Annotated in this window: 24 protein-coding genes and 2 pseudogenes; 10 read left to right on the top strand and 16 right to left on the bottom strand. The window is 49.0% G+C overall.

What is annotated here, in order from left to right:
• The 3 genes from V5T57_RS08985 to V5T57_RS08975 form a co-directional block, all read left to right on the top strand.
• Positions 1-2,657: hypothetical protein (locus tag V5T57_RS08985; protein WP_332890862.1), on the top strand; the 2,657-nt coding region annotated here is incomplete at its 5' end.
• A gap of 26 nt (positions 2,658-2,683) precedes the next feature.
• Positions 2,684-3,040, top strand: a complete 357-nt coding sequence (locus V5T57_RS08980; RefSeq protein WP_332890861.1) for a hypothetical protein — start codon at positions 2,684-2,686, stop codon at positions 3,038-3,040.
• Positions 3,041-3,063: 23 nt separating this feature from the next.
• Positions 3,064-3,807, top strand: coding sequence for a SapC family protein (locus V5T57_RS08975; RefSeq protein ID WP_332890860.1), 744 nt, complete (start codon positions 3,064-3,066; stop codon positions 3,805-3,807).
• Between the two features lie 412 nt (positions 3,808-4,219).
• Here V5T57_RS08975 and feoB read toward each other — a convergent pair whose 3' ends face one another.
• From feoB to V5T57_RS08955, 4 genes are all read right to left on the bottom strand, one after another.
• Positions 4,220-6,364, bottom strand: coding sequence for a ferrous iron transport protein B (gene feoB / locus V5T57_RS08970; protein WP_332890859.1), 2,145 nt, complete (start codon positions 6,362-6,364; stop codon positions 4,220-4,222).
• A gap of 33 nt (positions 6,365-6,397) precedes the next feature.
• Positions 6,398-6,631, bottom strand: coding sequence for a FeoA family protein (locus V5T57_RS08965; RefSeq protein ID WP_332890858.1), 234 nt, complete (start codon positions 6,629-6,631; stop codon positions 6,398-6,400).
• A gap of 205 nt (positions 6,632-6,836) precedes the next feature.
• Positions 6,837-7,463 (bottom strand): hypothetical protein, encoded by a 627-nt coding sequence (locus V5T57_RS08960; protein ID WP_332890857.1) that lies wholly within the window; start codon positions 7,461-7,463, stop codon positions 6,837-6,839.
• 135 nt (positions 7,464-7,598) lie between these two features.
• Positions 7,599-7,835, bottom strand: coding sequence for a hypothetical protein (locus V5T57_RS08955; RefSeq protein ID WP_332890856.1), 237 nt, complete (start codon positions 7,833-7,835; stop codon positions 7,599-7,601).
• Positions 7,836-8,451: 616 nt separating this feature from the next.
• Here V5T57_RS08955 and V5T57_RS08950 point away from each other — a divergent pair.
• From V5T57_RS08950 to V5T57_RS08925, 6 genes are all read left to right on the top strand, one after another.
• Complete coding sequence (locus V5T57_RS08950; RefSeq protein ID WP_332890855.1) at positions 8,452-9,633, top strand: acetyl-CoA C-acetyltransferase; 1,182 nt, start codon at positions 8,452-8,454, stop codon at positions 9,631-9,633.
• A gap of 111 nt (positions 9,634-9,744) precedes the next feature.
• Entirely contained in the window at positions 9,745-10,488 is a 744-nt protein-coding gene (phbB, locus tag V5T57_RS08945; RefSeq protein ID WP_332890854.1) for an acetoacetyl-CoA reductase, read from the top strand.
• Positions 10,489-10,729: 241 nt separating this feature from the next.
• Positions 10,730-11,203, top strand: a complete 474-nt coding sequence (phaR, locus tag V5T57_RS08940; RefSeq protein WP_332890853.1) for a polyhydroxyalkanoate synthesis repressor PhaR — start codon at positions 10,730-10,732, stop codon at positions 11,201-11,203.
• Positions 11,204-11,408: 205 nt separating this feature from the next.
• Positions 11,409-11,762 carry a phasin family protein gene (locus tag V5T57_RS08935; RefSeq protein ID WP_332890852.1) on the top strand — a complete coding sequence of 118 codons (354 nt, stop codon included), beginning with the start codon at positions 11,409-11,411 and terminating at the stop codon, positions 11,760-11,762.
• A gap of 184 nt (positions 11,763-11,946) precedes the next feature.
• Positions 11,947-13,167, top strand: coding sequence for a class III poly(R)-hydroxyalkanoic acid synthase subunit PhaE (phaE, locus tag V5T57_RS08930; RefSeq protein WP_332890851.1), 1,221 nt, complete (start codon positions 11,947-11,949; stop codon positions 13,165-13,167).
• Between the two features lie 3 nt (positions 13,168-13,170).
• Entirely contained in the window at positions 13,171-14,232 is a 1,062-nt protein-coding gene (locus tag V5T57_RS08925; protein ID WP_332890850.1) for a class III poly(R)-hydroxyalkanoic acid synthase subunit PhaC, read from the top strand.
• An 860-nt stretch (positions 14,233-15,092) separates the two neighbouring features.
• Here the strand turns inward: V5T57_RS08925 and V5T57_RS08920 are convergent.
• The 5 genes from V5T57_RS08920 to ybiA form a co-directional block, all read right to left on the bottom strand.
• Entirely contained in the window at positions 15,093-16,505 is a 1,413-nt protein-coding gene (locus tag V5T57_RS08920; protein ID WP_332890849.1) for a pyridoxal phosphate-dependent decarboxylase family protein, read from the bottom strand.
• Positions 16,506-16,824: 319 nt separating this feature from the next.
• Positions 16,825-17,169, bottom strand: coding sequence for a hypothetical protein (locus tag V5T57_RS08915; protein ID WP_332890848.1), 345 nt, complete (start codon positions 17,167-17,169; stop codon positions 16,825-16,827).
• Between the two features lie 11 nt (positions 17,170-17,180).
• Entirely contained in the window at positions 17,181-17,555 is a 375-nt protein-coding gene (locus V5T57_RS08910) for a bacteriohemerythrin (RefSeq protein ID WP_332890847.1), read from the bottom strand.
• A gap of 9 nt (positions 17,556-17,564) precedes the next feature.
• Positions 17,565-18,398: an HpcH/HpaI aldolase/citrate lyase family protein gene (locus tag V5T57_RS08905; RefSeq protein WP_332890846.1), complete on the bottom strand. Its 834-nt coding sequence runs from the start codon at positions 18,396-18,398 to the stop codon at positions 17,565-17,567.
• Positions 18,395-18,820, bottom strand: coding sequence for a riboflavin biosynthesis intermediates N-glycosidase (gene ybiA / locus V5T57_RS08900; RefSeq protein WP_332890845.1), 426 nt, complete (start codon positions 18,818-18,820; stop codon positions 18,395-18,397). The genes V5T57_RS08905 and ybiA overlap by 4 nt, the downstream gene beginning before the upstream one ends.
• A gap of 185 nt (positions 18,821-19,005) precedes the next feature.
• On the opposite strand from ybiA, the gene V5T57_RS08895 reads away from it, so the two are divergent.
• A complete protein-coding gene (locus V5T57_RS08895) occupies positions 19,006-19,983 on the top strand; it encodes a Rossmann-like domain-containing protein (RefSeq protein WP_332890844.1) in 978 nt (325 codons plus the stop codon).
• 11 nt (positions 19,984-19,994) lie between these two features.
• On the opposite strand, the gene V5T57_RS08890 is transcribed toward V5T57_RS08895, so the two are convergent.
• From V5T57_RS08890 to V5T57_RS08860, 7 genes and pseudogenes are all read right to left on the bottom strand, one after another.
• On the bottom strand, positions 19,995-21,182 hold the full coding sequence (locus tag V5T57_RS08890) for a GGDEF domain-containing protein (protein ID WP_332890843.1): 1,188 nt from the start codon (positions 21,180-21,182) through the stop codon (positions 19,995-19,997).
• Between the two features lie 150 nt (positions 21,183-21,332).
• The gene (gene modC, locus V5T57_RS08885; RefSeq protein WP_332890842.1) at positions 21,333-22,418 is read right to left on the bottom strand and encodes a molybdenum ABC transporter ATP-binding protein; all 1,086 of its coding nucleotides are present in this window, start codon (positions 22,416-22,418) and stop codon (positions 21,333-21,335) included.
• Positions 22,415-23,080 (bottom strand): molybdate ABC transporter permease subunit, encoded by a 666-nt coding sequence (gene modB, locus V5T57_RS08880; protein ID WP_332890841.1) that lies wholly within the window; start codon positions 23,078-23,080, stop codon positions 22,415-22,417. Before modB ends, modC begins: the two co-directional genes overlap by 4 nt.
• A gap of 214 nt (positions 23,081-23,294) precedes the next feature.
• A complete protein-coding gene (gene modA / locus V5T57_RS08875; protein WP_332890840.1) occupies positions 23,295-24,041 on the bottom strand; it encodes a molybdate ABC transporter substrate-binding protein in 747 nt (248 codons plus the stop codon).
• Between the two features lie 827 nt (positions 24,042-24,868).
• Positions 24,869-25,336 (bottom strand): annotated as a pseudogene (bfr, locus tag V5T57_RS08870) (bacterioferritin).
• A gap of 1 nt (position 25,337) precedes the next feature.
• Positions 25,338-25,814 (bottom strand): annotated as a pseudogene (gene bfr, locus V5T57_RS20920) (bacterioferritin).
• A 74-nt stretch (positions 25,815-25,888) separates the two neighbouring features.
• Entirely contained in the window at positions 25,889-26,053 is a 165-nt protein-coding gene (locus V5T57_RS08860; protein ID WP_332890839.1) for a (2Fe-2S)-binding protein, read from the bottom strand.
• Positions 26,054-26,227 lie beyond the last annotated feature (174 nt).

Raw genomic sequence — 26,227 nt, 5'->3', positions numbered from 1 at the left:
GAGAGGGTGCCATCACCATTACCGCAAGCCTTGGGGATATTACCCAGTCCGAGGGACATGTCGTACAAGGTGATGCTGGGCAAATCACCTTAACATCCATGGGAGCGATGGCTTTTGATGGAGATATAACAAGTACCAGTGGCACGATTACACTGGAAGCTGCAGTTATACGCCAAGGTGGAGATCTCTCTACAGGTCAAGCGGGCCAAGTGGTGTTAACCAGCCAGGTGGGTGATGTGGTGATGGCAGGGGATACCTCGACCAGCACCATGCATGGTGATATTCAGGTGAACGCTGCGGGGCATATGCAGCTGGCTCAGCTTGTTGCGTTGGATGGCGACATGTTCTTTAACAGTGCTCAGACCATTACAGATAGTTTGGCCAATATGCAGCAAATGGAACGGGCCAACCTGACGACGACTGGTCATGTCACCTTTACAAGCGGTGGGCAGATTGGTGCTGTGTCTGAGGATCTAGACCTTGATGTTGGATCCTTGCAGGCGACCATTCAAGGTGCTGGAGATCTTAATGTTCAAGCCCATAACGGTCTGCATGTGACCGGCACGGGTGTTTTGATCTCAGGTGTGGGGGATGTGAATATTGAAGTGGTTTCAGGTGATCTGAGTAGCGATGCTCAAATACGTGTCTCAGGTAGTGATATTGCGCTCAAGGCAAACCAGGGCAGCATTACATTGGATGGTGCCCTATGGTCTCCCCATGGAGAGGTCGCTGTAACTGCTGCTCAAGATATCACCCAGAGTGAGCGAGGAGATGTCTGGACGGCGCAGCAAGGAACGGTCCAGTTCCATGCCGTTAATGGTGGTATCCATATGCATTCTGGTGCTTTGACAGCCACGGAAAATGGCCAAATTCTCTATCAAGCCCATGGTGATATTCAGCTGGCACAGTTGCACAGTCAGATGGGGAATTTGGTTCTGGAAAGCGGGGCTTCTATTCTGGATAACCAGCAGGGTGAGCAAGCCAACGTCACCACCCAAGGTGCCCTACAAATTTCAGCCGTAGATGATATTGGAACAACCGCTGATGACCTGGATAGTACGGTCCATACGATGGATGGTATCCACAGTCAGAAGGGTGAGATTAATCTGCATCAATCCGAGACAATGACGGTCTCGGATAAAGGTGTTGATGTCGCCCAGGGGGCGGGGCAAGTCTCCTTAACGGTTGAATCTGGCGGGCTGCTGTTGTTTGGGGATATTGAGGCAACCAGTGGGGATGTGGCTGTGGATGCCGATGCCATTAATCAGCATGCTGACATAACCAGTCAGACGGGTTCTGTTGCCATTACAACGGATGTTGGCAACATGATGATGGCTGAAGGTACCCATGTTCGTGCAGGTGAACAGGGCAATGTACAGATCTCGGTTGAAGGCGATTTTGGGGTCACTCAGGTCTCAGCCGGGCAGACTATTACTGTGCAAGCGGGTAATAATGGTCATGGGGGTATTGCGGATCACTCCTTGTTAGAGGGGGCCAACTTCAGCTCCACGCTGTTGAATCTGGAAAGTAGTGGGGGGCTGGGTGTTGAAGGACGGAGCTACTTCCTCGGGGCAGGGGATCTGGATACCCAGGTGGATACGCTTAATGCGCTGAACCGAGAGCACGGTAGTATTCTTATTCAGGAAGAAGATGCACTGACAGTCGGGGATAAAGGTATTTGGATGTCTGGTACCTCCAAGCAGACACTGGTTGTGACCTCCAAATATGGTGATATCACCCTGCAGGAGATTCAGCGCTCCAACACAACACAATTGCCAGATGATCGGGATGGGATTGTTGGTAAGCTGGGTAGTGGGGCCATTTTTGTGTTCAGTAATTTTGGTGAATATGAGGATCTGAGCTTTGAAGCTTTGGCCCAATTGGCCCAGCTGGGTAATCTGAACCTTGGTGATGATCAACCCTTGGATCGTTCTGCCGATCAAAGAGGTGGTTTTAATGGTCCAGGGCAGGGCCCCATGCAGCGTGGTCTGTTTGGTGAAGGGGGGGGTGGTCCAGAACAGTTAGGTGCGGATATGGATCAGCGTAGCCAGCAAATGTTTGCCCAGCAGCCCCGCCAAGCACAGGGCGAACAGGGGGAGCAGGGTGAGGGGCAAGAGCAGAACAACCAGCCTAATCATCTGTTAGGCACGCAAACGGGGGCAGGGCAGCAGGCTGCTGAACAGGCCAACCGTTGGGTCAGTGAGTTGTTTAAACAGATTCAGAACCAAACCAATCCTCCAAGCAATCCCGGTGATACCGACTTTGGTACCCAGGATAATCGTACCGGCAATCGTGGTGTACCTTCCTTTAGTGGCAACAGTGGGGGCCAGGATGGTGCAGAAAACAACGCTCCATCCAGTAATAACGGGCTTGACCGTAACCAAGAGAACCAGAACAACGCACCTGTATCACAAGGTTTAGAGGGGGAGACGGATCAGGGGGCTGATCAGGATGGTGCGCAGCAGCAAAGTTCACAGCAGGGTGATGTTGGAGAGGGTGGTCGTCGTCAAGAAGGGGCCGCGATACCTCAAGAAGGCGCTGAAGATATGGATGCTCAGCGTGATCAACAAGTCGAAGGGGGAGAGGGGCAGGCCGCACAACAACGCTCCCCTTCCAATGGCAATAGTGGTGAAGTAGCCTCTGGCGCTTCGGCATGAGTTAATACCAAGGATATGAAACAATCATGAGTAAAAAGACACCAAGCAGCACCAAGGATGAGCATGTCGAGGCCATTACCTGGGATAAAGCGGAAAAGGTAAAGATGGTACCTAACCCCCAGCCTGTCGAAGAGGTTTATATGGATGGGGTTGCAGGCATTATGGCCCGTGGTGGTGTGATCAAAATTAATGGGTATAAGGTTGTAGGGCTGGATAAAGATGATAATGCGGAAGTGCGCCGTGTAACGCATCAAATCGTCTTACCTGCTGTTGCCTTGGCTGAGCTAGCCCATGGTGTTCAGATGGTACTTAAAGGGGCTGACAATGTGCGTAAAATGGAAGACCCGGCCGTGACCACAGTTAATGACAACAAAACCAAGTAATCCATTCGTAGGAGCTTTTTTTCATGCAGACCCAAATCTATCAGCAGGTTGAACCTATTAATCAGCAGCAACATGGTAAGCTGCGTATTAAAGCCAACCTGGATGCCAGTTTTGCTGCTACTATTCAGAGCTGTCCTGTGACGGAGTTGGAATTTTTTCCCTGCTCCCATAGTCATCCTATTCTGTTTGCCAAAGATCCTGATGGTGAAGTGATCTCACTGGCCTTGATGGGGCTTAAGCGCAATAGCAATGTGCATGTACAAGGGGAGGCCGGCAGCTGGGTTGGTACCACATATATGCCTGCTTTTCTGCGTCGTTATCCCTTTATTCAGGTGCGTGATGAAGAGGGTGAGCGTTCTGTTGTGGGTATGGATATGGCTTGTAAGGCCATTGATGAAGCTGAGGGTGAAGCGCTGTTTGATGAAGAAGGGAACGCCACGGCGTTTGTTGAAAAAGCCGCAAAGTTTCTGGAGTCATTTGATACCGGCTTTGCACGGATGAAGCTGTTTGCCAAAAAGCTTGAAGAGTTGGAGCTGTTGGAAGAGGCGAAAATTGAGTGGACCCTGAATGAGGCCAAAAATAGTTTTGGTGGCTTTATGAAGGTCGATGAAAAGAAGCTGAATGGCTTGGATGATGAAACCATGCTGATGTTGGTGCATAATGGTTATTACAAGCTGATCATGGCTCATCTGTTCTCACAAGCCAACTTCCAAAACCTGATTGCCTTGAGCTATCCCCAAGAAACCCAGCAAAAGCTGGATGCCTGATAGATATTGATCTGTAAGAATAATAAAAAGGCTGCGTTATTCATAACGCAGCCTTTTTTTATAATGCCTGAAATCTAAATTGGTAAAGCCTAGGTCTCACACAATCATAAAATCCTCTATCTAAGGGGGCGAAGCTGTGTGCAGTGGTATGCAATCACTCACCAAAAAGGCTGTGTGCTGCTGTTGTAGGGTTATTCTTATGGTCGGTGACGCGGTTTTGGGAACGGCAGCGTGGCTGAGGTCGGTTCCTCTTTTTTTTCGCAGCTCAATGAGGGGGTATCACAAGAGCACCCCGCTTTTCCACAGCCTGAATCCCGCGGGTGCCACGCCCGGTAAAACCCTCGGATGATGTAAAAAATACTCCATCCGGCTGCAGGACCTAAAATCAGCCACTCCCACCATGCAACCTGAGTCACAGTAGTAAACCACCAATATGTACAATTATCCAGGCCATGCTCCAGGCCAGGCTGAAGCTGAAGAAAAAGGAAAAGATAGCCCAGCGCCAGCCCCCTGCTTCTTGGCGGATGGTGGCAATGGTGGCAATGCATGGCGCATAAAACAGCGCAAAGATCATAAAGGCAAAAGCAACCAGCGGGGACATGCTGGCGGCCAACGCTTTGCGAAGGGTGGCGGACTGTTCTGTCGATCCTTCATCCTGGGCATAGATCACCGCATAGCTGGCCACCACCACCTCTTTAGCCAGTAGGCCTGTAAGGATGGCCACGGTATCTTTCCAATCAAACCCAAGGGGGGCAAATACCGGTGAAATGGTATTGGAAATTTGTCCCAGATAGCTGTTTTCTAGTGCTTCTTGTTTCTGTTCACGCTTCAAGTGTATGAGCTGCTGTTGTTGAGTGTCTGTTGGGTCGATCTGTTTCTCTAGCACCATGATTTGTGTGGTGTAGTCCTGGCTCCAGGGGATATCTTTGGGGAACTCTTTCATGCCCCAGATCACAATGGAGCCCACTAAAATTATGCCAGCAATTTTCTTGAGAAAATTCATGCCTTTGTCCCACATGTGGATCAAGACACTGCGCAAGGTGGGAATACGATAGGGCGGTAGCTCCATAACAAAAGCGCTGTCTTCTCCCTTGAAGATAAACTTGCTAAGGATAACCGCAGCACCCATGGCGCCAAAAATGGAGATCATATACATGGCAAAGACAACGCTGCCTGCATGCTCTGCAAAAAAAGCCCCGGCAAACAGAATGAAAACCGGTAAACGGGCTGCACACAACATAAACGGATTAACCAAAATTGTGACCATGCGGGCCCGGCGGTCCTCAATGGTACGGGTTGCCATAACCGCAGGGACATTACAGCCAAACCCCATAACCATGGGTATCATCGCTTTACCGTGCAGGCCAAATAGGTGCATGGCACGGTCCATGAGAAAAGCGGCTCTGGCCAAATAACCAGACTCGCTAAATATCGCCATGAAGAAAAATAGAATAATGATGTTTGGCAAAAAGATAAGGGTTCCACCCACACCCGCAATAATGCCTTCAACCAGCAGCTGTTTGGCCAATCCATCAGGCATAATGCCCGCTACACCGTCCTCTACAAACTTTACCCCTAACTCAATCCAGTCCATGGGGATGGCGCCGAGGGTAAAGGTGGTGTGGAACATTAACCAGAGCAACCCAAAGAAAATGGGTAATCCAAGAAGACGATTTAAAAACAGTTGATCAAGCTGGTGGGTAAAACGGTGACGTTTGTCCACTGCGTGGGTGCGGCTAACGGCTTCATTAAGAAGACCGTTAACATGGCCGTAGCGGGCATCTGCAATCATCGCGTTGCAGGCCATGCCATGGTCTTTTTCTAAATCATCACAGGCACGATGGACCAGGCGAAGTAACTGCTCATGGTCGCCTTCACGGGTAATGAGCTCCTCATCCCCTTCAAGAAGTTTGATGGCCAACCAGCGACTATTTTCACCATCAGGGCTGTTGGGGTGAAGTTCCTGCACCAGCTCTGTGATCTCACCAACAGCACGGTCCAGGTGTAGGTCAAAATTGACAAAGCGACGGGGTTTCACGCGACCCGTATCGGCTTGCTCAAGGGCTGCGGCAATTAAGGCGTCCATACCCAGACCTGTGCGGCCTGATGTTTTAACAACCGGTGCCCCCAACATTTCACTAAGCAGCTTTTCATCAACCTGAAAATTCTCATTTTCCACCTCATCAATCATGTTCAAGGCAAACACCATAGGCGTGCCCATCTCAATTAATTGTGTGGTGAGAAACAGTGAACGTTCCAGGTTGCCTGCATCGATGACATTGATGATGACATCCGCCTGACCGGCATGAATATAGTTGCGTGTCTCACGCTCCTCTGTCGTGGCAGAGGTTAATGCATAGATGCCCGGCATATCCACTAGGTCCAGCTCTCTTTTTTGCATAGAGAGATGGCGGGTTTTAACGGCAACGGTTACTCGTGGGTAGTTGCCTACTTGATCTTTCCCCCCTGTCAACCGGTTAAGGATGGAGGTCTTTCCACAGTTGGGGTTGCCAACCAAGCAGAAGGTTAGCGTATCCGTGGGGGTTTTCTCTAGCATGAAGGGCTCTTTTGGTTGGGCAGGGGAAGGTTGTTAACGGCTAGGAATCGGCTCAATATGTATCATTTTGGCTTCTCGGTTACGCAGAGAAAGGTCGTAACCCATAATGGTGTAGATGCGAGGATCACCAAAGGGGGCCGCATGATGTAAAGAGACCTCTTTTCCAGAGGTTAAGCCCATGGCGATGAGTCGGTTGCGCTCTTGGTCACTACCTTTAAGTGTCGCAATACGTGCGTTTTGACCTTTTTGTAGATCAGCCAGGGTCATGGTGGTCTCTCCTGCGGTCATTGGGGTGAGATTTTCTACCCTCAAGTATTAAATATAAATGATAATAGCTATCGATAGTAAAGGCAATCTAAGGTTGCTGCTCAGCGATGTTTTTGTTGGTTTTTCTGCATACTTGTAACAAAAAGCCCCGACCGATCAATAGGACCGGTCGGGGCTTTTTGTATCCTCTATCAGGCGATTTGGTTTAGCTCTTTTCCGCTTGATTGTTTCGGTCAGGTGCGGTGGCCATGTCGGTAATGGCGTCCACAGCAATATGGCCGTTCTTCTTTAGGGCTTGCATGGCACGGCGACGGTTAACGCTGCCCTGTTGCACATTGGTGGTCACAACCTCAGACAACCGTTGCGTTGTCTGTTCAACAGCACGGGCGCGGTGGCGCATGACTTGTATGGGGTCGCTTTCACCATGGCCTGCTTGCAAAATGGCCAGAGTGCCTTCCGTAACCACATGGGCGGTGCGAATGTTCTGGCGTGTCAGTTGGTTAAACATTTTGACGCCCAGACGCTGCATTTGCAGGCCTGTTTCCATCATCGCCTGTCCTGCTTCACCCAGTTGGTACATTTTGTCGACCACCATCTCCATCTCACCGGAACCTTCACAGTAGTCACAGGAGTATAGGGCGACAGGGTTGAGCATGGGGTCCATGATGGGCAGGTCAGCATTTAACATGCCGTCCCCGTCACAACAGGGGCACATGGTAGTGACATGACGTTCGCCCCAATAGGCTCTTAGGGTGTCATGCATAGAGTCATGAAAAGGTGCAAGCCAGGGTTCAAAAGGGTTAAACCATGGAGCTGTCTTGGATTCTGGCATCGTTAGAAACCCTCAAAGATTGAAAAGCATTCATGTGGTCAGATTGTCCAATATCTATAAAATACAAAAAGTAAACGGGTGAATGCAAGAGAATTTTTGCGATGCGGAATTTTAGGTAAGATCGTAGACGTTGGTTTAGACGCAGAAACCCAGTAGGTGTCGGTCTTTTTCACGCATGGCCCAGCCGTTACGAATGACCACTTCATCACACGGTTTTAGGCCATGACCGCGTACAGTGACAATGCCAAACCCGGTTTCGACCTCCACATGGTCCTCAATGACAGAGAGAACTTCCCCCTGTACAGGTTGGGCCAGTGCAGCATTGAGATTTTGGATGCCTGCGCACCATTCAGGTCCATCTTGTTGAGCCATGGTTCTCACCGTTCTACCTTAATATCTGTCATCAATTGTATTACTGCATAGAATTACGGGGCAATCACCACAATGGTGTTGCCAAAATTAAGGTGAGGCTTGCTCAGTCAGTCCGATGTATAGAAAAGCTGCAGCGACACCAGTGTGGGCTGCGTGGTTGCTTTTTTTACATGGTCAAGAGGGGTGTAACCATTCACAAGCGCGCCCCTGTGCCTTCGCTCTTGTGACTACACCAATGAAAGCCGGGCTTTATTAATTCGTGTTTCAAACAAAAACAGACCAAGAATCCAAGTCGTTATGTTTGCCCGGTGGCATTTTTGTGAGAGTGCGTAAAAGCTGTTCCCAGAACCATCATAGGCAGCATGTAAGAGGGCGTCAATCATTTGATAATTAAATGGGCCATACATGTGTCGGTGATAGCTGTCTTGGTATAAGCATATGAAATGACGCATATAAATATCAGTGGATAAAAAATGGACGAAAAACTGGGCGATTGTTCTTTTGCGTTGCACAACGACGGGGAACATGCTTCTATGTGGGCTTCTGTCGATACCAAGCCACGCTCGTATGCGGGTGCTGGCTCTTGATTTAGAGTTCAGACTTAAGGAGTGGGAAAATGGAAGATGTGGTCATCGTAGCAGCCGGTCGCACGGCCATCGGTAAATTCCTGGGCACCCTCAGTGGTCAAGAGGCCAGTGTGTTGGGCAGTACTGTTATTAAAGGTGTGTTGGAAAAAGCTGGTGTCGCAGCTGAACAGGTTGATGAAGTTATCTTGGGTCAGGTATTGACCGCCGGTGTGGGCCAAAACCCAGCACGTCAGGCTTCTTTAGCCGCTGGCCTCTCTGTTGAGACCCCAGCTATGACCATCAATAAAGTATGTGGTTCCGGCCTTAAGTCTGTTGCCTTGGCTGCTCAGGCCATTAAATGTGGTGACGCGGATGTGGTGATCGCAGGCGGTCAAGAGAACATGAGCGCTTCTGCTCACGTCCTGCCTAACTCTCGTGGTGGTCAAACCATGGGTGACTGGAAAGCCGTTGATACCATGATCAAAGATGGTCTGTGGGACGCTTTTAACGACTATCACATGGGCTGCACCGCTGAGAATATCGCTGAAAAGTACGGTTTCACCCGTGATGAGCAAGATGCCTTCTCTGCCGCTTCCCAGCAAAAAGCAGAAGCCGCACAAAAAGAGAACCGCTTTGCCGATGAGATCATTCCTGTCTCTATTCCTCAGCGTAAAAAAGATCCAATCGTTTTTGATGCCGACGAGTTCCCCCGTCATGGCACCACTGCAGAGTCCCTGGGCAAGCTGCGTGCAGCCTTCAAAAAAGAAGGTACTGTGACGGCAGGTAATGCTTCAGGTATCAACGATGGTGCAGCTGCCATTTTGGTGATGTCTGCCAGCAAGGCCAAAGAGCTTGGTCTGACCCCTATGGCTAAAGTGGTTTCTTATGCCAGCGCTGGTGTTGACCCCAAAATCATGGGTACCGGTCCTATCCCTGCGGTGACCAAGTGTCTGGAAAAAGCAGGCTGGCAGATCTCTGATCTGGACTTGGTTGAAGCCAATGAAGCCTTTGCCGCTCAAGCCATGTCTGTCAACAAGGACCTGGGCTTTGACCTGAGCAAGGTTAACGTTAACGGTGGTGCCATCGCTTTAGGTCACCCCATCGGTGCTTCCGGTGCCCGTGTACTGGTTACCTTGCTGCATGAGATGAAGCGTCGTGATGCCAACAAAGGTTTGGCCACACTCTGCATTGGTGGTGGCATGGGTGTCGCACTGGCCGTTGAAAAAGTTTAATGGGTCATACTGACCTATGAGTCAAACAGGGCAGGGCGGTGTTTACCCTAAACACCGCCCGCTTTTTAAACGAACATACTGAATCTGTAGAAGTTGAAGGAGCTGTTTCTCATGAGTGATCGCGTTGCTATGATTTCCGGTGGTGCTGGTGGTATTGGTACCGAGATTGTCCGTACCCTGAATGCCCAAGGCTACAAAGTGGCTTCCACCTGTACACTGATGGAGTGCGAGCGCGTCCAAAAGTGGAAAAAAGAGCGTGAGCTTGAGCATGTTGACGTTGTGATGGTTGAAGTTGACGTTAAGAGCTATGACTCCTGCGTTAAGGGCATTGAAGAAGTTGAAAGCCGCCTGGGTCCCATCGATGTGCTGGTTAATAATGCTGGTATTACCAAAGATGGCGTCATGAAGAAAATGACGCCTGATCAGTGGCAAGCCGTGATTGATGTGAACCTGACAGGTGCTTGGAACATGACCAAAGCCGTTCTAAACGGTATGCTCGAGCGTCAGTATGGTCGTATCGTAAACATCTCTTCCGTCAACGGTCAAAAAGGCCAGTTTGGTCAGGTCAACTACGCTGCTGCTAAAGCGGGTATGCATGGTATTACCATGTCTCTGGCTCAGGAAGTTGCCCGTAAAGGCATTACCGTAAATACGGTTTCTCCTGGCTACATTGGTACCGATATGGTGATGGCGATTGATGAAGAGATCCGTGACAAGATCATCGCTACGATCCCTGTTGGCCGTTTGGGTAAGCCTGAAGAGATCGCACGCTTGGTTGAGTTCCTGGCTGCTGAAGAGTCTGGTTTCATGACCGGTGCTGACTTCTCCATTAATGGTGGTATGTACACCCACTAAATATGGATGAGGATGACAGCTTGGCTGTTATCCACAAGGATCATGGAAGATCCCGCTGCCTTTATGGGTGGTGGGATCTTCTTGTTTGTTTTTAGACCCCATTTTCAGGTGCCACAGCATCCCTCTCCACCATAAAGCGGTTGAATTTTTATAGGGCGCTGGCACACAATGGGGATCAAGGTCACAATCCTTTATGAGGTTGTGACATGCGAATATCTATATTTTTTTTAGGTGAGTGACCATGGATCAACCCCGCATCATCAAGAAATACCCCAACCGTCGCCTGTATGATACAGAGACTTCTGAGTTTGTGACGTTAGAGGGCATTCAAAAATTGGTGGTGGAAGGGGTGGTCTTTAAAGTCATCGACTCCAAAAGTGGCTCAGATGTCACCCGTACCATCCTACTGCAGGTTATTGCAGATGAAGAAGAGAAGGGTGATCCGGTCTTTAGTACCGATTTTCTGACGATGATTATCCGTCTCTATGGTGGGGCTATGCAGTCCTTCACGGGGGATTTTCTCAAGCAAAGCATTACCTTCTATCTGGATAATCAAAAGAATTTTATGGATCAAATGGGAGATGGTAAACCCCAATCTCAGCAAGATCCTTTTGGCTTTATGGAAATGTTTAATAAGGCAACTGAACAGAACATGCAGTTCTGGAATCAGTGGCAATCCACCTTGTCAGGTGGCAAAAAGAAAGATGATGGCTAAGACCGTTATCTTTTAGGCTTTGCTTTAAAAACAAAGTCTTTGGTGTTTTAGTTTCCTCTATTCCTGTTGGTGGCATCCCCAAAAACGCGCTTCTTATTTTGCAATGCAAAAAAACGCTTGACGACACCCCGAAATCTGCGTATTCTGCATCGCAACATGTTGCAACGCAAAACGCGTTGCATCCCATATCTCAAGGAGACGTAAAATGGATAACAAGTTTGCTCAACAGTGGAACGATGCGACTAAATCTTTGCTGGATAACATGAACAGCTTCCAAAAGATCAACGAGAGTGCTTTCCAGAAGCTGGCTCAACAGCAAATCACCCTGGCCAACCTTTACATCAACAACAGCGTTTCCCAAGTGAAACTGCTGGGTGAAGTTAAGGATGCCCGTGAAGTTATGAACCGCCAAGCCGAGCTGGCCAAGTCCTTCGGCGAAGAGATGGTTAAGCACGCCAACGCAACCGTTGAGCTGATGAACGAAACCCGTGGCGAAGTTGCTACCCTGGTTGAGCAAAACCTGGAAGCCGTAGTGAACTCTGCCAAAGCTGGTGAGTAATCACCCCTTAGGTAAGCCTACCTGGTTAAGGTGATCAACCTTACACCTTGGGTAGATGAGAGGGGTAGGTCCTCAACGGGATTATAAAATCCCCTCTGAGGTGGGGCATGTTAACCGGTGGCCTACGGGGTTTGTAGGCCACCGGACCCCCCCACATCAAAATAGATTAAAGACGGAGAGAGTCATGTCGGATAACGCGCAAGCTTTCAACAGTTGGATGAGTGGCTGGAACGAGATGCAAAAGCAATCTTGGGACACCTGGTCCAAAACTGCCTGGGACATGATGGCCCAAGGCGCACCACAACAAGGTGCCCCCAACCCCATGAGTTTCTGGCAAGAGAGCATGAAACCCTGGATGTCTATGGGTGGTGGCGAGAGCATGTCCCAAATGCCTTGGGTTACCAGTGCTTTGGGTGGTCAGTCTGACGCGTTCATGAAGTTCTCTGAGCAGATCATGAAAGCCTTCTCTACCAACTCCACCGGCGATGCTCTGAGCGACTGGAACAAGCAGGTAGATGAAGCGATTAACAATCTGAAAAAGATGTTTGATCCTAAGTCCCTGATGGGCGAGCACGAATCTCTGACGGCTTTCTGGGGCATGCCCATGGATACGTTCCGTCGGGTTTTCTCCTCCATGGGTGCAACCCCTGGTGACTGGTTGACCGGCCTGAAAGGCGACGAAGTCAACAGCCATCAAGAAGCTGTTCGTACCCAGATGGAAAAGTTTCTCTCGGTTCCCGCACTGGGCTATACCCGTGAGTCTCAAGAGCAGCATCAAGAGGGTGTGCTTTATTGGTTGGATTTCCAACAGGCTCTGCACAACTATCTCTCCTTGATGTCGACGGTCGGCACCAAGTCCCTTGATGAGCTCCGCAACATCATGATGGACGAGCCTGAGAAGCTTAATGTTGATAGCCTTAAAGGTCTGTATGACCTGTGGGTACACTGTGCTGAAGAGGCTTATGGCGATATCACTGCCAGCGATGAGCACGCGGTTGTTAATGCCAACTTGATCAACACCATGATGAAGTTGAAGCATCACCAGCAACAGCTCTCTGGCGAGATGTTCAAGGCCATGAACCTGCCTGATCGTCAAGAGATGGAGCGTGCCCACAAGGGTGTGCAGCAGCTCAAGCGTAAAAGCTACGATTTGGCCGACCAAATTGCTGATCTGCAAAAAGAGAACAGCCGTTTGAAAGAGCAAGTATCTGCTGTTGATGAGCTGCGTGCAGAGTTCGCTGCGCTACGCAATGAGTTGGACTCACTCAATGGCGGGACTACGGCTAAAGCTGCTCCGGCTAAAAAGCCTGCTGCCCGTACTACTGCTGCTAAAACCACGGCTGCCAAGACAGCCGCTAAAAAGCCGGCCACTAAGCGTGCCAGCAACCAACAGGGAGAGTCGTAAGTCATGTTTCCTATCAATCTTACCCCCCAATCTGTTGCCCAGGAACTGGCCGATTTTAATAAGAATCTGGCCGAAGGGTATAAGAACCTCGCTGAGCTTGGTGCCATTGAAGTCGGTGCCAGTGATAAAGAGATCGTCTACGCTGAAGATAAAATGGTGCTGTATCGCTTTACCCCTAAGGTAAAGAAGCCCCATGCGGTACCCATGTTGATTGTCTATGCATTGGTTAACCGTCCTTACATGACCGACCTGCAGGAAGACCGCTCGACCATCCGCGGCTTGCTGGAAGAGGGAATGGATGTTTATCTGATCGACTGGGGTTACCCCGACTCCTCCGACCGCTACTTGGGTCTGGAAGATTATATCGACGGTTACATCAAGCGTTCGGTCAACCACATCTGCCGTGAGCATGATCTGGATGCCATTAACCTGCTGGGTATCTGCCAGGGTGGCGCATTTAGCCTCTGCTTTGCGGCACTGCATCCTGACAAAGTGAAGAACCTGGTCACTATGGTGACACCAGTAGACTTCCAAACCCCTGACAACATGTTGTCATTGTGGGCGCGTAATCTGGATGTAGATCTGCTTGTTGATACCATGGGCAATGTTCCTGGAGAGCTGCTGAACTTCACCTTCCTCTCCATGAAGCCATTCTCTCTGACAGGCCAGAAGTATCTGGATCTTGTTGAGATTATGAATGACAAAACCAAGCTCTGTAACTTCATGCGTATGGAGAAGTGGATCTTTGATAGTCCTGACCAAGCGGGTGAAGCTTTCCGTCAGTTCATCAAAGAGTTCTATCAAGAGAATGGTCTGGTGAACGGTACAGCTAGAATCGGTAACAAAACCGTTAAGCTGGAAAATATCACCATGCCAGTACTGAACATCTACGCTTCTTTTGACCACTTGGTACCCCCTGCGGCTTCTAAGGTTCTCAAGGGCTTGGTGGGTTCAGAAGATTACACGGAAGTACCTTTCAAAGGTGGTCATATCGGTATCTACGTTTCGGGCCGTGCCCAACGTGAAGTACCACCAGCCATCGCTGATTGGCTGAAAGCACGCTAAGCGTTGCTTTAAAGTGTATGGAGGCAGCCTGCTTCAATACGTGCACATGCCTGTCCCCCCAGGTGATGTCACTGGAGTAGGTTGTTTCCATCATGTCTGAATTCCCCTTCAGACACTTTTGAAAGCCCCCTGGATCTAATTTGATTCAGGGGGCTTTCTTGTGTCTATAACGCATGCAGCACTTGGTAAGGGCGGCTTGGTCCTGGCTGTTGGTGCCTGTCTTGGCTTTTGAACGTCGCTATACATCAATGCTTTGAAGTTACTTTATGTGTGTTGGGTTGTTCTTTTTCTGACTTGGTGAACCTAAGGATTATGAGTCGGTTGCACGCGATCGTTTTTTCCTTAGCGTTAGAAGGCCAAGGCCAAGGCCAAAACCTGGGGAACCGGGGATCTCCAATACACTGTTGTCCCAAAACAGAATATCTCGTCGCGCGGATGAATTTGGCGGTACCAACCACCCGCTTCGCTGGCGCTCAGCATCGTGACCATGCGCCTTGCATACCCGTGTCTTTAGCGAATTGTCAGGTAAGGGGGTTCTGAGGGTGCAGAAGAGACGGGTCTGCGGGGCTAAAAAGATGAAAGGCCAAATGCTCGGGAAGTGCTCAGGGATCTTGACGGTTTCAATCGTGCCAACCGCCCACTTTGCAGTCGCTCAGCATCGTGACCATGCGCCTTGCATGCCCGTGTCTTTAGCGAATTGTAAGGTAAGGGGGGTCTGAGGGTGCAGAAGAGGCGGGTCTGCGGGGCTAAAAAAATGAAAAGAAGAATCCTGGGGAAGGCAGGGAGCTTCTCTCTCAGACGCTCTCAAACCTTTTCCACCATTCAAACGATAAAAGGAAGGGGGGGAGGGGCAAAAAGGCTTAAATCTCTTCTTCCAATGCCTTGCCATGCATCAGTAGTCGATCCAGAAAATGGTCAAAATCACTTCTCTGCATCTCACCATTTACAAAAACCATACGGATCACAACACCCGTTTTTAAGACGGAATAGTTTACCAAAGAGTCACCACTGCGAACCAAACGATCCCGTAACCGTACGGTGAATCGATCAATATCCTCGGCCTTTTCAGGCTGATATCGGAAGCATAACGTCACAGATTCAGGGGCGACCATCAACTGCAGTTTTGGGTGGGCCTCCACCAACTGACAGGCATAACGGGTCAGCGAAAATAGGTTCTCTATACGCGCAGCATAACCTTCATCGCCAAAAAAACGCCATGCCAACCAAAGCTTCATGGCATCCACACGACGCCCGCATGCTAAAGATTTGCGACCCAGTTCAAATTGGTCAACATCATAATCCTGCTCATGGAATAGATATCGTCCACCTTCAGAACCACAAGCTTGACGAATTAACCCTTGTTCCTGAACTAAAATGACTGAGCTTATGAGTGGGATGTTCATCATTTTATGCGCATCCCACGTCAGGGAGTCTGCCCGCTCAACCCCTGAAATATGGTGCCGATGCTTCCCGCTCAATAACACAGAGGCACCAAAAGCACCATCGACATGAAACCAAAGACCATGTTCACGGGCGATATCGTGGATGGCATCTAAAGGATCAAAGGCGCCCAATACCGTTGTTCCCGATGTTGCGGCAACCATAAAAGGGGCTTTGCCTGCTGCTTTGGCTTCAAGGATCGCAGCTTCCAAAGCATCCGGTTTCATCCGACCCTGATCATCGCTGGGTACTTTAATCAATTGATCTAAGCCCAAACCCAAGACCATAGCGCCGCGTTGAAAAGAGTAGTGCGCTTGGTCCGAAACCAGACAAACCAGTGGAGGCAGAACGCTGCTCCCCGTACGTTTAATGTCAGGGAACATCTTTTGGCGTGCACAAAGCATGGCAATTAAGTTTGAATTGCTACCGCCGGAAGAAAAAATACCATCCGGATTAGAAAAACCAGCCAAGCTACCCATCTTTTCAATAAGGTAGCGCTCCATCAGTGTCGCCAGTGGAGCGACTTCATAAGTGTACATGGAGGTGTTGGTCAGCGCTGTAAAAACTTCCCCAAGAAAGGCTGGGAAATTAAAACCGGCAAACAGCTGATTACAAAACTGTGGGTGGCCTGTCTTGACGCTGTGCTTAAGGTACTCCTGTAGCACAGGGATGAGTGCTTCATGATCGGGCAATCCATGGGGGTGGATGCTCAAGTCAAATACCTCAGCCAGTTTTTCTGGTGGGAGGTAGTCGACAATACGATCGGTACTGTTTTGGTTTTCCTGTAGAAAATCCAGAATCAGTTGCGTAACAGCATTAAGCGTTTTTTCCACAGGTTTCGGGCTCCAGGGGGCAGAAGCTGACGTTTTCCATGGGATCATCCATCAGCTGAGCACCCAAACTTGCAATCTTAATCTATGCCAGTCACACGGTATCGTCTCGCCCATTGGGCCGCCAACATCTGTGTCGCTGGTAAACTTGGGGTCCAGAACGCGATATTCTAACACGGCTTCGTTAAAATCGGTGCCTAGAAAGGTGGCTGAGGTTGTTTTCTTCGGTGTTAATTAGGGATAAAAAGGAAAACAGGGGAGAAAATAGAGAGGAGCTGTCATCTACGATGACTCTTGGGGTGGGGATGGTCAGGCGAAAGGGTTAAAAATTTTCGGTCATGGTTGTCTCAATGGCTCGGTGAGCACGATCAATCCAATGTTCAATCTCATCTAATGTGGCATCATCAGAAAGTTCTGGTAATTCAAAGACAACTCCGTGCTCATTTAACTGTTCTTGAATTTTTAAAAAGTGAAAATCTCTGTACTCAGCGGTGGTACGAAAACGACGGTTGGCACAGGTTTCCATAGCTTGCATGGCGTGCAACAGATCATCCCGCTCATCGGGTGTTAGGGGGCGATCGGTCTCTAACAGCTTTTGGTACTGATCCTGAGCAGCATGCCATTTTAGTTGCCACGCAGGGTCGTAATCAGGTAGAAGGCGAATCACGTTAGAATACCTCATAAAGGATGATCAAGCGCATGGCGGGCCAGTGCGGCATCCATGGTTTGTAAGTGCGTATCAAACCACTTCGGAAGCTCTGCGGTAAGGAAGGTTATAATCGAGCCTGCGCCACCACGTTTAGCAAAACGAGTGAGCATAGCGCACTCACCCAATAGCCGCTGATGTTCTCCCCGATGTTCCTGTAGAGCACCAAATCCGCACTGTTGCATCAGCGCCTCCTCTTGGGAGAAATGCTCGGTCAGCGCGGTTACAATAAGAGGAAAGGTCTCCAGTATTTTCTCATCTGGTTCCTCTTTTAGTGATCTCAGTGTCTCTACGAACTGCTGGTGTTGGAGATCCATAAATTCAATGCCAAGTGCAATCATCTGCATTTTTTTCTCTTAACTTTCCAGGGTTAACAGGTGTTGGGCATCCCTGGCGATTGGTTCATCTATGAAGCCATAATCAGGATCAACAAACCCTGTCACGCCCTGCGTTTTGTGTTCGTGAAAACGTTCAACAATCTGTCGTGCACGCTGTAAGGCTGCTTGATCAGGAGCAAAAATACGGTTGATGATCTGTGCTTGGGCAGGTGCGATACACCCTTTGGCTGTATAGCCCATCGCTTTAACCTTGTGACACCACTTCTCTAATGCTTGTAGATTACGGTGATCCTGATACACAAAAGAAACAGGCATAAGGTCGTTGCTTCGGCACTGAACAAGAAAACGTGCCAGGATATAATCAATGGTGGGATTGTCTGGCTTGAGCAGTGACTGGGGAATGCCCAGATCAGCCATAAGGTCGAGAATTCCTAAATAGGCCGTTGTGACCCGATGATCAATTTTAAAGCGATCCAGCATGTTCCAGGCGGCTCGGGTCTCCACTGTAAAATGAAGATCAACGGCCTCATCAATCTGCATTAAGGCCATATGAAGTGTTTCTTGATCTTCAACTTTAGGTAGGCGGAATGCTTTGGGCTTAAGGTGACTTAAAGCTTTTAAATCCTTTAAGCCTCCCCGGTCCATGGGGTTGATGCGGATCACCACCTTATTCGCAAGGATGTTGGGGTCTAGCGTACCAAGTATCTCTGCAACCAGTTGACGAGCTTTGTTTTTATCCCCCACACCATCTTCCAAATTGACCATGGCCCAATCGGCGGCCAAGGAAGGAATTTTGTTTAGGTGCTGGGGGTTGTCACCCGCGACCATCATGATGCTACGTACAACGCTCATAACATGCGGCTCCGTCGTTCCATAAGTAGCTGACCAAGCTGATTTTGCCCTTTGCCTTGTTTATCTTGCCCCCAAAAAGGGTCAAAGGCCGTGTAGTTAACCAGCGGGTAGGGGGTGGTCTCTTGTAGAAATTCATCAAGTTGAGTATGGGTATCAAACTTGGCATTAATGGCACGATCCATAACCTCCCTTTTAACCTTCTCCCAATCTGGTCGAATAGGAACGGATCGGTCTTTGCCCATGAGGGCTGCTGTCATGGGGCTTGGGCATTGATAGATCCGTGCCTGCTGCTCACGATTTTCAAATTTGGCAGCCTGAAAATAGTGTTCAACCGTGAACCACAACTGATCATCCAACTCAAAAGGATGGTCAGAAAAGTTGGAAAAACAGCTGTACCAGATATTGGGTAGGGGGCTGCCCATCATTGTATCCATACGTTTGGGAACAGGGTTTGCAAAATCTATCAATGTTTGGCTTAAATCAGTTTTTATGCCATGCTGCAAGTGTATGAAATATAATGTTACTGTAGATTGTGGGTTGAGTATTTGTTCCGACAATTTATCTGAAAAGCGACATGCTTTGTTGTAAGGCAGACAGGAGTTGGAAAATGGGATCAGCTTGGGCGCTTTATGATCAACTGTTGGAACAGGCTACTTTAGCAGCAGGAGAAGGTCGGGTTGCTGAAGTGACGATTGGTCCTGTTTGGACCGTGGTACGGACCGATGATGGGGGTATGGGGTTAGCCATGAGCCCCTCTGTGGCGACCCGTACCCTGCCATGGTCGGGCTCACTGCGTGGACGACCATTAAGTGAGCTGATTACGTGGGTCAAGTCTTGGAATTTTCATGAAGCTGCCGTGGGCATGGCAGCTTTAAATGCCAGTTTGGGTATTCCCATGGCTTGGGCGCGTGAAGCAACCCCTTTGATGACACCAGGTTCAGCCAACCTTGCTGTTTTTGATCATTTTAAACGGCACCTTACCCATAAAAAAGTTGTGGTGGTGGGGCGGTATCCTGGCTTGGATCGTTTGATCGAAGAGGGTAACTGGCAGGTGTTGGAAAGGGATCCTGAGCAAGGAGATCTACCTGATAGTGCTTGTGAGTATCTTCTGCCCGAGGCTGATTGGGCTTTTATTACAGCATCGGCCTTAACCAACAAAACGTTGCCACGGTTGCTGGAGCTTAGTCGGCATGCGGTTACCGTGTTGATGGGCCCTTCATTACCTTGGTGGACGGAATGGTCCAGGTTTGGGGTGGATTTTTTAGCTGGGGTACGGATTGCCCATGAAGATGCTGTTCTACACACTGCGGCTGAAGGGGGTGGGGTGCGCATCTTTGAGGCGGGTGCGCGTTATCACCTTTTAGATGTTGGCTTAGAGAATATGGCCATTCTTAAAGGGGATATTGCCGATAAACACTCGCGTAGGGACACCCTGAAAGCTGAGATGGAACAGTGGTATGAGCAGGGCAAAAAAGGGCGTTTTACCCGTTGGTATGAACTGCAAAGGCTAGATGGAGAGCTGGCCGAGCTAGACCAGCGTTACCGACGCCAGTGGGATGCCCGTAACCTGACGGAGCCGTTTTAGAGGGGTTTAAGTCAGGGTTGATCTTGTTCGGTTTGATTGCCCTTTTCTGTTTTACCATCATACATTTGGTGGCCCTGCTTTTGTCGTGAGACCCCTTTAGCATGATACATATTACTGTCTGCGTGGTGAATAAAGCTATCGAGGTCGCAGTAATCTTCAGGACCTTGTTGAGCCAACCCAATGCTAAAGCTAACACCGTGGTTATCTTTGGGGTCGTAGGCGTCGCACAGCTTTTTACAAATGGCATAGGCTTGTTGAATATCCTGGTCGGGCATAATGAGGGCAAATTCATCACCACCATAGCGAAAGCCGGAGCCTTCATCATCATGCAAGGCTCTCTCAACCGCTTTACCCACATTGGAGAGGACTTGGTCGCCTGCTTTATGCCCAATGGTATCGTTGACGCGTTTAAACTTATTTAGATCAAAATAGACCAGCGTGATGGGCTGTTTAATGCGCTCAGCGCGGGAGAGCTCACGGCGAAGGACGGTATGGAATGTACGTTGGTTGAGCAACCCGGTTAAACCATCACGGGTTGAGAGCTCTTCGAGCTGTTTGGTGCGTTGGGCGACGGTCTCTTCCAGGCTCTCTGCATAGCGTTCTACCTCTTCCTTGGCGCTGTTGACCTCATTGATCAGGCTATGGATGTAGGTATCAAAAACAAGCTGCATATCCAGCATTAACAACTTGTGCAATGAGTCACGACGGGCATCGCAGAGCTTACAGGCTTTGCCTGATTTAGCATCGTTAAGTAGCATGGATTGTAGGATGTTCTCTAAACGAGCAACGGCGGTCACGTAAAGGCTGGGAGAGACCCCAATACGCTCATGGATCTTACCAATACGAAGACGTTTGTTGAGATAGTCTCGGTCGTAATACCCTTCAAACAGTTCAATGATATAGTTGCGGAGGGAGTTTTTGAGGCGGCGGAAAGTCTCTTGATCACCAATAATGAGCTGCACCTCAGGCAGTTTGGTTAAGTGGCGGTAAAACTCTGCAACTACTTTATCAACATTGGCTGCAACCAACTCTTTGCACTCCGTTAATCGATCAACATCTGCTTTGGTGAAATCAAGTCGACGTTTGCGCTTCTCCAACTCCAGATCAGTAATCTTCATCTGTTCAGACAGGCTGCGCTCAATAATATTGGCGGCAAGCATGCTTAAATTAGAAGCCAGATGTGTATTTTCAAGATCCATGTCAGGTCAACTCCACCATGTACCAAATGGTCCTGTCCAGCAAAGGATCGGACCATTTTATGTAACGTTTTGAAACCAGAACAGATAAAGGTAGCGTTTCATGGTTGCCTTATGCAACCTCTTTGGTTTTAAACATCAAAAATGATGCGGTTAGGAATCAACCAAAGAGACGCTTTTGACATGCGCAAAGATCGCTTTGTTGGGGGCAAGTTCTAATTCATGCCAGGACTTTTTGGTTATACGTGCCAATAGTGCAGGCCCTTCTTGATCATGCCCCAAGGTAATGCGCACATTCATACGGGCGTCATCCATGGGGTGGGCACTATGCACCCGAACGGGGAAGTGGTTAAGGATGCTTGAACCCTCTAGAGGGCGTAGAGAAAGGCTGACATTGGCCGCCTGAATGCGTAAACGGCAGTGCGTGCGCTGGTTTAGATCGCCAGGAACATAGACGTTAAAGCCGGGGTGAATTTGTAGTTTGGTCAGGTGGTGCTCAGCTTCAAAAGCTGTTGGGGTGCCTTGTAGGACGACACCTGCCACGGGATCTTTAGCAAAAGGGAGCTCTGGGTGTGTCAGTAGTGTCTCGATGGGGCCATGTAGTTTGACCTCTCCCTTTTCCAGATAGCACATATGGTCTGCTAGGCGTTCGACCTCTTCTAAATCATGACTCACATAGAGTGTTGGAATTTCTAAACGTTCATGCAGAGATTCCAGGTAAGGTAGGATCTCACGTTTACTGATACGGTCTAAGGCGGCCAAGGGCTCATCCATAAGCAATAATCTAGGCTGAGTAAGCAGTGCGCGGGCCATACCGACCCGTTGTCGTTCACCCCCTGATAGACGCAGAGGTGCCCGTTCCAATAGGGGTTCGACCCCCAAAAGGGCAACCACTTCATCAAAATCAATCCACTTTGATGTGCCTTTGGCTCGTTGGATGGCAAAATCCAAATTACCCCTGACAGACATGTGTGGAAATAGGCTGGCCTCTTGAAATACGTAACCAATGGGACGTTTGTGGGTCGGTATAAACTGGGTCTGGCTTTGCCATCTCTCCCCTAAAAAACTCAGCTCTCCCCGTTGAGCCCGATGTAAGCCGGCCACACACCGTAAAACAGTGGTTTTTCCACTGCCTGAGTGGCCAAACAGTGCGGTTACCCCACGGCCTGGTGCGGTTAAAGAGACATCAAGGTTGAATGTGCCCAGGTTATCCTGAAAATGTGCCTGGATGTTGCTCATCGCAACTTGCTCCCCATCCGTTTTTCAAGGGTGGTCATAGACCATATGACCACAAAGGCAAACAGCAACATACCGCCAGCCAGCAGATGCGCTTTATCCCACTCTAAGGTCTCAACATAGTCATAGATGGCCACGGAGAGCACTTTGGTCTCACCAGGGATATTACCGCCAATCATTAACACCACCCCAAATTCACCAACCGTATGGGCAAACCCCAGCACCGCGCCGGTTAAAAAACCTGGCCGGGCCAATGGCAATACCACATGGATAAAGGTATCCCAGGGGGAGGCTCTTAGGGTTGCGGCAGCCTCCAGAGGGCGTTCACCCATGGCCTCCATAGCGTTACGTATGGGTTGTACAACAAAAGGTAGAGAGTAGATGGTGGAACCAATAACCAGTCCAGCAAAGGTGAAGGGCAGGGTGGTACCAAAGAGGGCTTCTACCGCTTGGCCTAAGGGGCTATCAGGACTCATAATAATCAGCAGGTAAAAACCCAGTACGGTGGGTGGTAAAACCAAAGGCAAGGCAACAATGGTCCCGACCAACTCTTTCCACTTGGCACGGCTCTGGGACAGCCACCATGCGATGGGGGTGCCAACCACCAATAGAATGAGTGTCGTGGTAAAGGCCAGTTTGAGTGTGAGTACAACAGCGTCCCACATAATATGATCCCAAGTTGTTGTTGCCCTGTTGAACCGAGCAAGCCACGTAATGAAAAAAAGTCAGGGGCTTGAGGATTTATATAAAAAACAGAAAAGACCGGTGCCAACATAGGGCTGGATAAGCCCTGGTGTCTTAAGCCGTTCGTGTAAACATGATCGGTTTTGCCATACCTGAACAGCCATACCATCTCGATCCATAGAACGACCAAGCATCCTATTCCATGGACTCAACCCCATAACCAAATGAGGTGATGATCTGTTGGGCTTTTTGCTGTTTGATAAAGGTTAAAAAAGCTTTAGCCGCCGGATTGTTGGCCCCGCGTTTTAATAGAACCGCTTGTTGTGAAAGTGGGAGGTGCATCGATTGAGGAACCCTCCACCCAGGATGTTTACGGGCCACTTGAGAGGCGGCAACAAAACCCAGTTGGGCGTTCCCCGTTGCGACAAACTGAAAAGTTTGGGCAATGGAGTCCCCTCGAATCATCTTAGCCCTTAGTTTTTTATCGAGCTTTAGTTGGCTTAGTGTCTGTAAGGCGGCCGCACCATAAGGCGCTGTTTTGGGGTTGGCCAGGGCGAGTTTTCTAAATTGCCCCTTTTTTAGATAGGCCAATACAGCCTCTGGCTGCTTTAGATCACGCCCCCAGAGGACCAAACGGCCTGTGGCATAAGTAAACCGGCTCTTGGAGACTGTTTTTCCCTCTTTTTCCAACCGTTCCGGGCGGTTGCTATCTGCAGCCAAAAACAGATCAAAAGGGGCGCCATGGATAATCTGTGTATAGAGCTTGCCCGTAGACCCAAAGCTCATGCGCAGGGTGTGGCCGCTCTCTTGGTGAAAAACTTGGGCAATCTGTTTAGCCACAGCTGTAAAGTTGGCCGCTATGGCGATGCGTGCTTCAGCTGCTTGAGCAGCGGGGGTCACCAGGAGAAAGAGCAGCAGCGCGAGAAGGGGTTTGAAATGCATGGATGTCCTCTTTTAAAAGTAAAAGTGGAGTATAGCGAAAAATAGAGAAATGGGTATGGATAAGGTAGGGGAGGTCTCTCCTGAGACCTCCCCTTTTCATGTGTGTCTGGACGGAGTGAGGGAGGGAAGCTGACACACATGAAATATCTCTTTGCCAATGTGACCTGTTAGGCTTGAGCATCCTTTATGGTTGGCATTGGCAAAGGTATCGAATCGGTACATATCACCCTGTTTGCTCTTTGTAAAAAGCTCTGTAGCCACCAGCTATGGCCCTTTTTAGTGCATTGAGCTGGCCCACGTAAGATCGGTGCTGTGATGCTCAGCGTAAAAGGCGTGTGAGCAGAGCTGTCAGGGCATTAAACATCTCTTTAACCTTAAGCCGTTAGCTCCTTCTTGTCGCAGAGCTTCACCGTGTTGGTTCAGAAGGGTACCCATGTTTTAGACGGTCACGTTCTACACGGTATTGGTGTCTATGCTGGGCGCACAAAATGCCCTCGGTTTTGTCTGTAGCTGATTTGTGCAACCGTTCTGTTCATCTCTACGCGTTAATGGTTACGCTTCCACATGCCTTATAAAAGAACATGTTCTGGATGCTTACTATCCTGTGTTCTATATCAAGTGCGATGCCAATGTTAAGTTTATGCTTAATAAGGAGAATCTTGTGTGTGGTTTTGTCGTCTCTATCGCAAGCATGTTCACTTTGTCGTTTTGATGACAAGCAGGAGAGAAGAGGGGGGGGATTTGAAAAGATGAACAAGGGCCATATAAGAAAGGCCCATTTTCAGGAAGAAAATGGGCCTAACCTTATAGAAGAGGGATCGTCTGCCTTACATTTGTGACTGCAAGTAGTTTTTCAGACCGATCTTGTCAATTAAGCCTAACTGCTGTTCCAGCCAGTAGACATGATCTTCTTCAGTATCATCCAGTAGGCCGAGGAGGATCTCTCGGGTTTGGTAATCACGCTCTTTTTCGCAAACACTAATGGCTTCACGCAGCATATCCACCACGGCAAGTTCCATCTCCAGATCATTGGCCAGCATGACCTTTGGCTCTTTGCCAATTTTTATATCTGCTTGTTGAGTCAGATCTGGGGTATCTTCCAAAAATAGAATGCGGGCAATCAGCCGTGCCGCATGATCAGTCTCTTCTTCCATCTCATGCTTGAGCCGTTCAAACAGCTTAGTGTAGCCCTAATCTTCATACATGCGAGAGTGGATAAAGTACTGATCACGAGCAGCTAACTCATAAGCGAGTAGCTTCTTCATCTGTGCGATAACTTTTTTGTTACCCTTCATGTCAGCCTTCCTCTTTCATCTGCGCCTGTAGATAGTTGGGCAGGCCCATATCCTTAATCTGCTCAAATTGGGCCTCTAGCCAGTCAATATGCTCTTCTTACTCTTCCAGAATTTTTTCCAGTAGATTCCGGCTCACATAATCGCCCTGTTTTTCACAAAGCTCTATGGCATCTCGTGTTGTTTCTACGGCATCCATTTGCCATTTAAAATCACACTCTAAACACTCTTTGGGCTCTTCACCAATCATGAGCTTGCCCAGATCTTGCAAATTGGGGAGTCCTTCTAAAAAAAGGATACGCTCAATCAGATCATCAGCCAGCTTCATCTCTTTAATAGAGAGCTTGTAATCTTTTTTATTGAGTCCGATAAAGCCTCAGCTGCGGAACATGCGTGCATGGAGAAAAAATTGATTAATGGCGGTTAGCCGAATTTTCAAAACACCGTTTAATGTGCTTAGGAGTTCTGGGTTGCTCTTCACGCTCTGCTCCTTAAGGTTCTTCTCTAAAAAATGAGTAAGGGACATACCTCTTTTTGGGTATGAAAATGGCTTAGTTAGGCTTTGCTCTCTTTTAGCATGCGCTTCACACAATTACCACAACGTCCGCACTGCCCAGTGACCCCTAAACTATCATGTAGTTCCCGTACTTTACGCCCCCCTTTATCCAGCTCTTTTTGGATTTGGCGATTGGTTACACCTTTACACACACAGATATACACGGTTTGGGCTCCTGTCATAAAGCGTGGAACGAAACAGCGAGCACGATTCTTAATAAGAACAACAATGATTGCGAATAATTCGCAATCATTGTTCTGCTGGCTTACGGTGTGTGATGTCTCGGTTGCCCTTGGGGGAGGGAGGGGTAGCGTCTTGTCGTTGGGTGTTTGAGCTCT

It is taken from the genome of Magnetococcus sp. PR-3 (genome assembly GCF_036689865.1).
Classification (GTDB): Bacteria; Pseudomonadota; Magnetococcia; order Magnetococcales; family Magnetococcaceae; genus Magnetococcus.
The sequence above is the reverse complement of the archived record's forward strand: the minus strand, read 5'-3'. Positions and strand labels throughout refer to the sequence as shown.

Excerpts from the sequence above, each read along its gene's own strand:
- V5T57_RS08960 (WP_332890857.1), bottom strand. The coding sequence starts at position 7,463 with ATGCCAGAATCCAAGACAGCTCCATGGTTTAACCCTTTTGAACCCTGG.
- V5T57_RS08950 (WP_332890855.1), top strand. The coding sequence starts at position 8,452 with ATGGAAGATGTGGTCATCGTAGCAGCCGGTCGCACGGCCATCGGTAAA.
- V5T57_RS08935 (WP_332890852.1), top strand. The coding sequence starts at position 11,409 with ATGGATAACAAGTTTGCTCAACAGTGGAACGATGCGACTAAATCTTTG.
- V5T57_RS08975 (WP_332890860.1), top strand. The coding sequence starts at position 3,064 with ATGCAGACCCAAATCTATCAGCAGGTTGAACCTATTAATCAGCAGCAA.
- V5T57_RS08925 (WP_332890850.1), top strand. The coding sequence starts at position 13,171 with ATGTTTCCTATCAATCTTACCCCCCAATCTGTTGCCCAGGAACTGGCC.
- phaE (WP_332890851.1), top strand. The coding sequence starts at position 11,947 with ATGTCGGATAACGCGCAAGCTTTCAACAGTTGGATGAGTGGCTGGAAC.
- V5T57_RS08910 (WP_332890847.1), bottom strand. The coding sequence starts at position 17,555 with ATGCAGATGATTGCACTTGGCATTGAATTTATGGATCTCCAACACCAG.
- ybiA (WP_332890845.1), bottom strand. The coding sequence starts at position 18,820 with ATGGGCAGCCCCCTACCCAATATCTGGTACAGCTGTTTTTCCAACTTT.
- V5T57_RS08965 (WP_332890858.1), bottom strand. The coding sequence starts at position 6,631 with ATGACCCTGGCTGATCTACAAAAAGGTCAAAACGCACGTATTGCGACA.
- V5T57_RS08980 (WP_332890861.1), top strand. The coding sequence starts at position 2,684 with ATGAGTAAAAAGACACCAAGCAGCACCAAGGATGAGCATGTCGAGGCC.
- V5T57_RS08895 (WP_332890844.1), top strand. The coding sequence starts at position 19,006 with ATGGGATCAGCTTGGGCGCTTTATGATCAACTGTTGGAACAGGCTACT.
- feoB (WP_332890859.1), bottom strand. The coding sequence starts at position 6,364 with ATGCTAGAGAAAACCCCCACGGATACGCTAACCTTCTGCTTGGTTGGC.
- V5T57_RS08890 (WP_332890843.1), bottom strand. The coding sequence starts at position 21,182 with ATGGATCTTGAAAATACACATCTGGCTTCTAATTTAAGCATGCTTGCC.
- modB (WP_332890841.1), bottom strand. The coding sequence starts at position 23,080 with ATGTGGGACGCTGTTGTACTCACACTCAAACTGGCCTTTACCACGACA.
- V5T57_RS08955 (WP_332890856.1), bottom strand. The coding sequence starts at position 7,835 with ATGGCTCAACAAGATGGACCTGAATGGTGCGCAGGCATCCAAAATCTC.
- modA (WP_332890840.1), bottom strand. The coding sequence starts at position 24,041 with ATGCATTTCAAACCCCTTCTCGCGCTGCTGCTCTTTCTCCTGGTGACC.
- phaR (WP_332890853.1), top strand. The coding sequence starts at position 10,730 with ATGGATCAACCCCGCATCATCAAGAAATACCCCAACCGTCGCCTGTAT.
- modC (WP_332890842.1), bottom strand. The coding sequence starts at position 22,418 with ATGAGCAACATCCAGGCACATTTTCAGGATAACCTGGGCACATTCAAC.
- V5T57_RS08905 (WP_332890846.1), bottom strand. The coding sequence starts at position 18,398 with ATGAGCGTTGTACGTAGCATCATGATGGTCGCGGGTGACAACCCCCAG.
- phbB (WP_332890854.1), top strand. The coding sequence starts at position 9,745 with ATGAGTGATCGCGTTGCTATGATTTCCGGTGGTGCTGGTGGTATTGGT.